Raw genomic sequence first — 10,804 nt, 5'->3', positions numbered from 1 at the left:
ACGAGCGGCCTCATCTGTCGCTGAAATACAAAACACCCGATGCGGTGCATCGGGCGTTTTGAGGCTGAAACAGGTGTAAACCTATTTCAGGACTAGACACGGCACTTTTCCGGCCAACAACGCAGCGCCCTGTGGGACAATAGCCGCCACTTTCAGCCCTACCCGAATCGACCACGCCCATGAACGCCCCACGTACACCGAAACCTGCGCGCAAGAAGCCTGACTCCGCCACCCCGGCCAAGCCCGTGGAACCGCGTAAAGAAGCCAGCCTGCACCCGCGCAATCGCCATCAGGGTCGTTACGACTTCCCGGCGCTGATCAAGACCACGCCGGAACTGGCGAAGTTCGTGATCACCAACCCGTACGGCAAGGAAAGCATCGACTTCGCCAGTCCCGATGCGGTGCGTGTGTTCAACCGGGCGCTGCTCAAATCGTTCTACGGCATCCAGCATTGGGACATCCCGGCCGATTATCTGTGCCCGCCGGTGCCGGGCCGTGCCGACTACATCCACTTTCTGGCGGACCTGCTGGCTAGCAACAACGATGGCGTGGTTCCGCGCGGTGCCATCGTCAATGTGCTGGATATCGGCATGGGCGCCAACTGCGTGTATCCGCTGATCGGTCATAGCGAATACCGCTGGCACTTCCTCGGCTCGGAGATTGATCCGACCGCCGTGGCCGCCGCCAGGGCCATCGTCCAGTCCAACAACCTGAACAAGGTCATCCAGCTGCGCCAGCAGGAAAACCGCAAGCACATCCTGATCGGCCTGCTGGAGCCCGGCGAGCGCTTTGACCTGACCATGTGCAACCCGCCATTCCACGCGTCGATGGAAGAAGCCACCAAGGGCAGCGAGCGTAAGTGGCGGGCCCTGGGCAAGGCCGATCCGAAGCGCAAATTACCGGTGCTGAACTTCGGCGGTCAGTCGGCCGAGCTGTGGTGTGAAGGTGGCGAGGCGCGCTTCGTGACGCAACTGATTGCCGAAAGTGCGAACTTTGCGCACAAGGTGTTGTGGTTCAGCACCCTGGTCTCGAAAGCCTCGAACCTGCCTGCCATCGAAACCGCGCTGAAAAAGGCCGGCGCGCTGGAAAGCCAGGTGGTGGAAATGTCCCAGGGGCAGAAGCAGAGCCGCTTCGTCGCCTGGACCTTCCAGACCAAGTCCGAACAGCAGATCTGGCGGCGCGAGCGCTGGGTTCGCAAGTAATACGCTTCAACCAGGGCGGCGCTTGAGCGCAAAGCAGCCGCCGCTACTGCTGAAACACAAACAGCAGGCGCAAAAAAACCGTGCCCGGATCGCTCCGGTGCACGGTTTTTTTATCGCTGCGTCTTACTTGTTCACAGCGTCGGTCAGGCCTTTGGCCACAACCATCTTGACCACTTTCTTGGCAGGGATTTCGATGGCAGCGCCAGTCGACGGGTTACGGCCAGTGCGGGCAGGACGCTCGGTCACTTTCAGCTTGCCGATACCTGGCAAAGTGATTTCGGCACCGTTTTCCAGCTGATCGGCAACGATTTGACCCAGTTGGTCCAGAGCGGCACGCGCGGTGGCTTTCGGCGCGTCGATAGCTTCAGCGATGTCGGCGATCAGTTGGTCTTTAGTAAGAGCCATGTAGTGTTCCTTCCCTATCAAATTCATATGGATTGCAGAGTGCAGTGTCAGCCATCGAGCCCGATCTTCTGGATCTGGCACCCTCGGCGATAACCACGACGAGTCGGGGTTATAGATGCCGAAATCAAGGTTTGGTTCGACCTGACAAAAGCTGAATGCATGCTTGTCGCGGTGACTTCGCACAAGACCGGGCAAAACTAGCACAGAGACAAGGAAATATCCGCCTCTAGCTAGCCAAATGGTCAGGTTTATTGCGCTAAATCGGTAAATAAATGCATAAGGGCCGTCGGGTGACCCGGATTTGCCCTTCACCCCGCGCCAAATCCAGTGGTTGCGGTACACTGAGCGCTTTTTCGGGGGAGCCCGCCCTCCCCCCTTCCACCAGCCGAGAAGCCTATGCCGATCCGTCATTGCATCGTCCATTTGATCGACAAAAAACCCGACGGCACACCCGCAGTCCTGCACGCCCGTGACTCCGAACTGGCTGAGTCCGCTGCCATCGAGAACATGCTCGCCGATCTCAATGAGAGCTATAACGCCAAACAGGGCAAAGCCTGGGGGTTGTTCCATCCGGAGTCCGGTGCGTTCCCGTTCAGCGGCTGGCTGAAGGAGTACATGGAAGGCGGCAAAGACTTCACCGCGTTCAGCAAAGTCGCGGTCGAGCACCTGCAAAAGCTGATGGAAGAATCGAACCTGTCGGTCGGTGGCCACGTGCTGTTCGCCCACTACCAGCAAGGCATGACCGATTACCTGGCCATCGCCCTGCTGCACCACAGTGAAGGCGTGGCAGTGACCGAACAACTGGATGTGACACCGTCGCGCCACCTCGACCTCGGCCAACTGCACCTGGCGGCGCGGATCAACGTTTCCGAGTGGCAGAACAACAAGCAGTCCAAGCAGTACATCTCGTTCATCAAGGGCAAGAACGGCAAAAAGGTCTCGGAGTACTTCCGCGACTTCATCGGCTGCCAGGAAGGCGTCGACGGCCCGGGCGAGACCCGCACCCTGCTCAAGGCCTTCAGCGACTTCGTCGAGAGCGAAGACCTGCCGGAAGATTCCGCGCGCGAAAAGACCAAGACCCTGGTCGACTACGCCAGCAGCCAGGCCAAGCTCGGCGAGCCCATGGGCCTGGAAGAACTCTCGGAGCTGATCGACGAAGAGCGCCCAAAGGCCTTCTACGATCACATCCGCAACAAGGATTACGGCCTGTCGCCGGAGATTCCGGCGGATAAACGCACGCTCAACCAGTTCCGCCGCTTCACCGGCCGCGCCGAAGGCCTGTCGATCAGCTTCGAAGCACACCTGCTGGGCTCGAAGATCGAATACGACGAAGAGGCCGGCACCCTGATCATCAAAGGTCTGCCGACCTCGCTCACCGATCAGTTGAAGCGTCGCAACTGATGCTCGGCAATGTGCTGAAAAAAGTTCTGCTGGTTCTACTGGTGGTCGTGGTCTATCAGAACTGGGGCAAGATCGAGCGGGTATTCAACCCATCGCAGATGGCGTCCGAGCAGGTCCGCGCCAACGCCCATGTCGTGTTGTACGCCACGGACTGGTGCGGTTACTGCAAGCAGACCAAGCGCTTTCTCGATCAGAAAGGCATTCCGTTCAAGGAATTCGATATCGAGAAGGATGCCGAGGCACGCAAGGCTTACGAGGCTTTGGGCGGGCGCGGGATTCCGCTGATCGACGTCAATGGCACGTTGATTCGCGGGTTTGATCCGGACGAGATTCTCGCTGCACTGAAATGAACGAGGGAGCCAATCGGCTCCCTCGGTTGTTTCAGCGTTTCTCGATTCGGAAACCGAAACGCGGGAAGTGCACATGCACCACTCCGCCACGTTCGTCTTCACGGCGCAGGATCAACTCCTCGCGACCGGCAAACACCAGCTCACCGGCCACCGGATCAACGCCGTAGTCAGTGGCCGCGATCACGACTTGCTGGCCCGTTTCGAATCCGTTCGGATCGACAAACTGCTCATCGGGCAATGCCGCCGGCTTCGAACTGCGTGCGACCTCCAGCGCCTCTTCGGAACTCATCGCACTGGCCGCACCGTGACCGAAGCCCAGCACCCGCCCGAGCCATGCGGACACTGCCGGATAGTCGTCCACCAGCGGCGCGGTGACGTGGGTCGCCTTGAGGAACCACAGCGGATGGGCCATGGCGAAGTCGGCAATCGACGGCTCGCCGAACAGGAAGTCCCCGTCTTCACGCTGCAGCTGCTGCTCCAGACGCGCCATGATGGTTGGCCATTGATGTTTGGCCTGCTCGGCTGACAGTTTGGTCGCGCTGCCACCGCTGAACAGTCCGGCACGATCGGCGAGGAAGGCCTTGATCGCTTCCGGCGGTAACTTGCCGAAACGCACCGCCACCGATTCGGGCTGAAACACCAGGCTCACCGCATGCTGGAACACCACCGAATCGGCCCAGGCAGCGAAACTGGCGGCAATCATTTCCTGACCATCCGGGAAGAACGAAGGCTGGGCCTTTACCTGCTCGAGGCGACGGGCGATCAGCGCGGTGTCGCAATAGATGTCGGCGCCGATCTGCAGCACCGGGGTCTTGCGGTAGCCACCGGTCAGGGCGGTCAGGTCAGGCTTGGGCATCACTGGCGAGATATGCACCGAACGCCAGGACAAGCCCTTGAACCCCAGCAGCAGCCGGGCCTTTTCAGCAAAGGGAGAGGTCGGGTAATGATGAAGGATCAACTCGGACATGCTCGGCTCCGCCGCACAGAAAGTGAGCCAGCAGCTTAGCGCGCAATTTGTTCGCAGCCTACGGATCCGGCTGATGGGAACCGATCAGTCAGGTTGATAAGGCACTGGAGAGTTCTCGAAAAAAACCGCCTCAGCCGAAACCGAGACGGTTTTCCCACTTGCTCGATGGCATAAAGCCGAATAATCTTCGTCCACGCTAGTGTGTCCATTGTGATGCAGTAAACCCGGCCGCAAACCGGCGTTTACAGAAAAACCGCCCCGCAAAGGCGGTTTTTTTTTCGCCCGCCGTTTGCCTCAAGCAGCGCCTTCGACATGCAGAGACTTCTACCGCTTACACCCGATCAATCAGGCCGATAAGACGCCACCAGACACTCCTTCGCACTCTTCCTGAGTTTTTTGATCAACCGCTCCTGGCGCAACGCATCACTCTTGTCGCGGCACAGCTCGGTATAGACCAGCGCCATCGCCGGGCTTGAAAGAAAGAAGCGCGCGCCCTTGCCACTCTGGTGCTTGGCAAAGCGGCGCACGGGATCATCGCTGATCCCGCAGTACAGCGAACCGTTGGCGGCACGTACGAGGTAGACGAACCAGGACTTGCTCACCGGTACGTCGGCATCGAGAGGATTTTCGCTGAGGCTGGTCACGGGACAATTCAGGCGTAAGGAAAACAGGCCGCGATCTTATCAGCGACTCGCCTGAAATGCCTTCAGCCCTTTCAGGGCCTGGGCACGGACGGCGTTGCGCACCAGCGGCGTCCAGCCCAGCAGCAGGCCCTTGAAGCCCAACGCCTGACGCGACCAGCGCCACAAATCGAAGTGGTCGTGGTGTTCGCAGATCTTGCCGTCACGGAAGACGAAGCGTGCCTGGATGTCGTTGATCACGATATTGCCGGTCTGGCTGAACAGGTAGGTCGCCACCCAGTGGGCGCCGCCGCTGCGCTCATCGGCGCGGACGTTGTCGAAGGTCAGTGAGAAGTCTTTGGCGCGGGTGGTGAGCATGCGCCACATGTCGCCGGCATCGCGGCCGCGCAGTTCGCCGAACGCCGGATCGCTGAATACCACGTCGTCGGTGTAGCAGGCGGCCATGGCCTCGGCGTCAAGGCGCTGGAAAGCCTGGTAGAAACGGGTGATCAGGGCGCTGTGGGCTTCTTCACTCATGGGCAATCTCCAGGAAAGGTACAGATTGCCAGCACGATAATCCGCAAACGCCCGAAACACTATCGGCATTCGCATTCCGAATACCGACAGTGCGCGCGCGTCAGACCTTTTCGCTGACTACCTGCACATACAGCGCACGTCCGGCACCGAGGCCGGCGAGGATTGCACCCGCACCGATGATGCCGAAGATCCAGCCCACGGCGTTCCAGCCACCGGTCCAGTCGTGCACCACACCGACCGCGAACGGCCCCATGGACGCGAGGGTGTAGCCGAAGCCCTGGGACATGCTCGACAGGTTGGCCGCAACATGGGAGTCCCGCGAACGCAGCACGATCAGGGTCAGCGCCAGGCTGAACGTACCGCCCTGCCCCAGCCCCAGCAGGATCGCCCAGCCCCACAGTCCTTCGATCGGTGCGTAGAGGCAACCGAACAGGCCGCCGAGCGTCAGCGCCATGACCACCACGATCGCCAGACGCTGATCCTTGCCGCGCGTGGCCAGCCACGGTGCCGCCAGGGAGCTGGCGAGCTGGATGATCACCGATCCGGACAGCACCAGGCCGGCCTGGGTCGGGGTCAGCCCGCGACCGATGAGGATCGACGGCAACCAGCCGAACACGATGTAGGCCAGTGAAGATTGCAGGCCCATGTACAAGGTCACTTGCCACGCCAGCGGATCACGCAGCAGACCGCGGACCCGATAGGCAACGTTGCGCGCGCCGTGCTTCTGGCCGATTTGCGGCAGCCAGAATACTGCCGCCACCAGCGCCGGAATCACCCAGAAACCCAGACCCATGGCCCAGCTGTGGTCGAAGTGTTCGCTCAGCGGCACGCTGGAACCTGCCGCCATTGCCGCGCCCAGGCACAGGGCCATGGTGTAGACGCCGGTCATGGTGCCGGCATGTTTGGCGAAGTCGCGCTTGACGATGCCCGGCAGCAAAACGCCGATGATGCCGATGCTCGCACCGCCCAGCACGCTGCCGACGAACAGACCGATTTCGCCGAAGTTGCTGCGCAGGATGATGCCGCCGGCCAGTGTCAGAAGAATCCCCAAGACCACCCGCTCGGCACCGAAACGTCGCGCCAGCACGGGTGCCAGTGGAGCAAACAGACCGAGGCAGAGTACCGGCAACGTCGTCAGCAACCCCGCTTGAGCGGCCGACAAACCAAGGCTTTTCGACACATCACTGAGCAGCGGCGCCATGCTCGACAGCGCCGGTCGCAGGTTCAACGCCACCAGAATCAACCCCAGCAGCAACAGCCAGGGGCGCCGCACCAACGGATGACCTTGCTGCACTTGTTCGTCATCGGCTTCGGCGTCGATCAACAATTCTTCGAGCTCGGCCTTGCGAACGGGTGCCGGGGAGACTTCTGGGCGGGACATGGTTTTCTCGGTTTCAAGGTTCATTGATCAACTGCCTCGACAAGGCTTTGGCCCGCTCCGGATCGCGCTGCTCGACGGCCTCAAGCAAGGCGACGTGCAAATCGAAGACTTCCTGTCGACGGGGGACGATATTCAGGGTCTGGCGCAATTGCGCGCCGACGATGCTGGAAAAATAGCGATACAGCTCGCTGAGGGTCGGATTGTGTGCGGCATCCACCAGACGCCGGTGGAACACCAGATCGCAGCGGATGTAACTGTCGAGGTCGCCGTGATAGTGGCTGCCGGCGACACCCAGCGCTTCGCGCAACGCGACGAGGTCTTCATCGGTACGGCGCAAGGCCGCCAGGCCGATGGCCTCGACTTCAAGGATGTGCCGGGTTTCCCGAGCCTGATCCAGCGAGCATCTGGACAGCGCCTTGAGCGTGTCCATCGGATCGACCACCGCCCGCAGGTAACTGCCGTCACCCTGACGGATCTCGATCAACCCGGAAAACGCCAACACCCGCATCGCTTCGCGCACGGTATTGCGGCTGATGCCGAGTTCGGCGCACAACTCGGGCTCGGTGGGAAGCCGCTGACCGACCTGCCAGCTGCCATCGGTGATGCGCTGACGCAGTTGATCCAGCGCCTGATCGACCAGGGATCGTTTGATCAATAAAGAGTTTTCAGACATGGAATTCGCCCTGTCATCCAATCATGGGATGAATTTGCTGACAGGGTAGTCAGATTTTCCAATCAGGGCAACCGGCAAAATCCGGACAAAAATAAACCCGGAACTGAGTCCGGGTTTATTTCAACGCCTGAATCGGATCAATGCAGGATCTGACTCAGGAACAGCTTCGTACGATCATTCTGCGGATTGTCGAAGAAGTCGTTCGGTGCCGCCTGCTCGACGATTTCGCCCTTGTCCATGAAGATCACACGGTTGGCCACGGTGCGGGCGAAGCCCATTTCGTGGGTTACGCAGAGCATGGTCATGCCGTCTTCGGCCAGGCCGATCATGGTATCGAGTACTTCTTTCACCATCTCCGGGTCGAGTGCCGAGGTCGGTTCGTCGAACAGCATGATTTTCGGTTTCATGCACAGCGCGCGGGCGATCGCCACACGCTGCTGCTGGCCGCCGGACAGTTGCCCCGGATACTTGTGCGCCTGCTCCGGAATGCGTACGCGTTCCAGGTAATGCATGGCGATTTCCTCGGCCTTGCGCTTGGGCATCTTGCGCACCCACATCGGTGCCAGGGTGCAGTTCTGCAGGATGGTCAGGTGCGGGAACAGGTTGAAGTGCTGGAACACCATGCCGACTTCACGGCGGATCGCTTCGATCTGCTTGAGGTCGTTGGTCAGTTCCACGCCATCGACCACGATGCGACCCTGCTGGTGCTCTTCCAGACGGTTGAGGCAGCGGATGGTGGTGGACTTGCCGGAACCCGACGGGCCGCACAGCACGATACGCTCGCCCTGACGCACGTTCAGGTTGATGTCTTTCAGCACATGGAACTGGCCGTACCACTTGTTCACGCCCTGCATCTGAATGATGCCTTCAGGGCCCGCTGGCTTTTTGATTGCTTCGCTCATCGAAAAAACTCCTAACGCTTGTGGCCAGTGTCGAGCTTGCGTTCCAGGTGCATGGAATAGCGCGACATGCCAAAACAGAAAATCCAGAACACCAGGGCGGCGAACACGTAGCCTTCGGTGGCCATGCCCAGCCATTTCGGATCGGCAGCGGCTTGCTTGACGCTGTTGAGCAGGTCAAAGAGGCCGATGATGATCACAAGGCTGGTGTCCTTGAACAGCGCGATGAAGGTGTTGACGATGCCGGGAATCACCAGCTTCAGGGCTTGCGGCAGAATCACCAGGCCCATGGCGCGCCAGTAACCGAGGCCCATCGCGGCCGCGGCTTCGTACTGGCCTTTGGGGATCGCTTGCAGACCGCCGCGCACCACCTCGGCGACGTACGCCGACTGGAACAGGATCACGCCGATCAGCGCCCGCAGCAGCTTGTCGAAGTTCATGCCTTCGGGCAGGAACAGCGGCAGCATCACCGACGACATGAACAGCACCGTGATCAACGGCACGCCGCGCCAGAACTCGATGAAGGTCACGCAGACCACACGGATCGCCGGCATGTTCGAGCGTCGGCCAAGCGCCAGGACAATCCCCAGCGGCAACGCACCGGCGATGCCGACAGTGGCGATCACCAGGGTCAGCATCAGACCGCCCCACTGGCTGGTCGCCACGGTGTCGAGGCCGAAGACGCCGCCATGCAGCAGGCACCAGGCAACGATCGGGTAGATCACCAGGAAGCTCAGGCCGTACACCGCCTTGTGCGCCACGCGCTTGATGAACAAGGGCGCCACGCCGATGACCGCCAGCCACACGGTCAGGTCCACGCGCCAGCGCAGTTCCGGCGGGTAGTAGCCATACATGAACTGGCCGAAACGCTGTTGGATGAAGACCCAGCAGGCGCCGTCCTTGGTGCAGTCGGCGCGGGTGGTGCCGACCCAGTTGGCATCGAGGATCGCCCAACTGAGGATCGGCGGTACCACCAGGTAGATCAGATAGAACGCAAACAGCGTCAGCAGGGTGTTGAGCCAGCTGGAGAACATGTTCGCGCGGATCCACGCCATCGGGCCGAAGACCTTGGCCGGCGGTGGCATGTCGGGTTTGAAAGTATGAGTACTCATGCGCTATTCCTTACCGCTCGATCAGCGCGATGCGCTTGTTGTACCAGTTCATCAGCAGGGAAATGCTGATACTGATCGCCAGGTACACGCTCATGGTGATGGCAATGACTTCGATCGCCTGACCGGTCTGGTTCAGCACGGTGCCGGCGAACAGCGAAACCATTTCCGGATAACCGATACCGGCCGCCAGCGAGGAGTTTTTCGCCAGGTTCAGGTATTGGCTGGTCAGCGGCGGGATGATGACCCGCAGCGCTTGCGGAATGATTACCTTGCGCAGGGTCGGGCCGTTGCGCAGGCCAAGCGAATGCGCCGCCTCGGTCTGGCCGTGGCTGACCGACTTGATGCCCGAACGCACGATCTCGGCGATGAACGCAGCGGTGTACACCGTCAGCGCCAGGGTCAAGGCCAGCAGTTCCGGAATCAGCACCCAGCCACCGACGAAGTTGAAGCCTTGCAGCTTCGGCATTTCCCAGTGCACAGGTGCACCGAAGATCAGTGCACACAGCGCCGGGATCACCAGGAACAACGCCAGGCCAGCCCAGAACTTGTGGAACGGCTCGCCGGTCGCTTCAAAGCGCTTGGTGGCCCAGCGGCTCATCAGCACGATGGCAACGATGGCCACCACGATGCTGACCACGAACGCCCAGAAGCCGTCGGCCATTTGCGCGGCCGGCATGTTCAGGCCACGGCTGCTGACGAAGAAGGTATCGCCGAAGTTGTGGCTGTTGCGCGGCCCCGGCATGGTCAGGAACACCGCGAAGTACCAGAACAGGATCTGCAGCAGTGGCGGGATGTTACGGAAAACCTCCACGTACACGGTTGCCAGTTTGGAAATGATCCAGTTCTTCGACAGGCGCGCGACGCCGATGATGAAGCCGAGGATTGTGGCCAGGATCACACCGATGAAGGTCACCAGCAGCGTGTTGAGCAGGCCGATGACAAACACCCGGGCATAACTGTCCGCTTCGGTGTAGGAGATCAGGTGTTGAGCGATGCCGAACCCGGCACTGCGCTCGAGAAAGTCGAACCCCGAAGTGATACCCCGGTGTTGCAGGTTGGTCTGGGTGTTATCGAACAGATACCAGCCCAGGGAGACCACCGCCACGATGGTGATGATCTGAAATACCCACGCACGCACTCGTGGATCGCTGAGGCTGAGCCTCTGCTTTGGTGCGCCGATTGAATTTTGCATGAAGTGCCCCGGAAATAATGGAACAGAACGTCACCCGGCAGTTGGCCTGCCGGGTGACAGAACCA

At 60.5% G+C, this 10,804-nt stretch carries 12 protein-coding genes; 3 read left to right on the top strand and 9 right to left on the bottom strand.

What is annotated here, in order from left to right:
• Window positions 1–179: 179 nt before the first annotated feature.
• Window positions 180–1,202: a 23S rRNA (adenine(1618)-N(6))-methyltransferase RlmF gene (gene rlmF / locus CAF79_RS15915; RefSeq protein ID WP_085698561.1), complete on the top strand. Its 1,023-nt coding sequence runs from the start codon at window positions 180–182 to the stop codon at window positions 1,200–1,202.
• Between the two features lie 123 nt (window positions 1,203–1,325).
• Here the strand turns inward: rlmF and CAF79_RS15910 are convergent, their stop codons facing one another.
• Window positions 1,326–1,607: an HU family DNA-binding protein gene (locus CAF79_RS15910; RefSeq protein ID WP_085698560.1), complete on the bottom strand. Its 282-nt coding sequence runs from the start codon at window positions 1,605–1,607 to the stop codon at window positions 1,326–1,328.
• Window positions 1,608–2,003: 396 nt separating this feature from the next.
• On the opposite strand from CAF79_RS15910, the gene yejK reads away from it, so the two are divergent.
• Complete coding sequence (yejK, locus tag CAF79_RS15905; protein ID WP_085698559.1) at window positions 2,004–3,008, top strand: nucleoid-associated protein YejK; 1,005 nt, start codon at window positions 2,004–2,006, stop codon at window positions 3,006–3,008.
• Window positions 3,008–3,358: a glutaredoxin family protein gene (locus CAF79_RS15900; protein WP_007957354.1), complete on the top strand. Its 351-nt coding sequence runs from the start codon at window positions 3,008–3,010 to the stop codon at window positions 3,356–3,358. The genes yejK and CAF79_RS15900 overlap by 1 nt, the downstream gene beginning before the upstream one ends.
• Before the next feature lie 31 nt (window positions 3,359–3,389).
• Here the strand turns inward: CAF79_RS15900 and CAF79_RS15895 are convergent, their stop codons facing one another.
• The 8 genes from CAF79_RS15895 to CAF79_RS15860 form a co-directional block, all read right to left on the bottom strand.
• Window positions 3,390–4,325 carry a glutathione S-transferase family protein gene (locus CAF79_RS15895; protein ID WP_085698558.1) on the bottom strand — a complete coding sequence of 312 codons (936 nt, stop codon included), beginning with the start codon at window positions 4,323–4,325 and terminating at the stop codon, window positions 3,390–3,392.
• Window positions 4,326–4,666: 341 nt separating this feature from the next.
• On the bottom strand, window positions 4,667–4,969 hold the full coding sequence (locus CAF79_RS15890; protein ID WP_085698557.1) for a GIY-YIG nuclease family protein: 303 nt from the start codon (window positions 4,967–4,969) through the stop codon (window positions 4,667–4,669).
• A 39-nt stretch (window positions 4,970–5,008) separates the two neighbouring features.
• Window positions 5,009–5,482 (bottom strand): nuclear transport factor 2 family protein, encoded by a 474-nt coding sequence (locus tag CAF79_RS15885; RefSeq protein WP_085608154.1) that lies wholly within the window; start codon window positions 5,480–5,482, stop codon window positions 5,009–5,011.
• A 100-nt stretch (window positions 5,483–5,582) separates the two neighbouring features.
• Entirely contained in the window at window positions 5,583–6,887 is a 1,305-nt protein-coding gene (locus CAF79_RS15880; RefSeq protein WP_085698556.1) for a CynX/NimT family MFS transporter, read from the bottom strand.
• A complete protein-coding gene (locus CAF79_RS15875; protein ID WP_085698555.1) occupies window positions 6,877–7,536 on the bottom strand; it encodes a FadR/GntR family transcriptional regulator in 660 nt (219 codons plus the stop codon). The genes CAF79_RS15880 and CAF79_RS15875 overlap by 11 nt, the downstream gene beginning before the upstream one ends.
• 137 nt (window positions 7,537–7,673) lie before the next feature.
• Complete coding sequence (locus CAF79_RS15870; protein ID WP_085698554.1) at window positions 7,674–8,438, bottom strand: amino acid ABC transporter ATP-binding protein; 765 nt, start codon at window positions 8,436–8,438, stop codon at window positions 7,674–7,676.
• Window positions 8,439–8,449: 11 nt separating this feature from the next.
• Window positions 8,450–9,547, bottom strand: coding sequence for an amino acid ABC transporter permease (locus CAF79_RS15865; RefSeq protein WP_085698553.1), 1,098 nt, complete (start codon window positions 9,545–9,547; stop codon window positions 8,450–8,452).
• A 10-nt stretch (window positions 9,548–9,557) separates the two neighbouring features.
• Window positions 9,558–10,739 (bottom strand): amino acid ABC transporter permease, encoded by a 1,182-nt coding sequence (locus CAF79_RS15860; RefSeq protein WP_085698552.1) that lies wholly within the window; start codon window positions 10,737–10,739, stop codon window positions 9,558–9,560.
• Window positions 10,740–10,804: the final 65 nt, after the last annotated feature.

Origin of the sequence: Pseudomonas sp. B26(2017) (genome assembly GCF_002113045.1) — a bacterium.
Classification (GTDB): Bacteria; Pseudomonadota; Gammaproteobacteria; order Pseudomonadales; family Pseudomonadaceae; genus Aquipseudomonas.
This window is presented reverse-complemented; position numbering and strand designations above follow the sequence as displayed.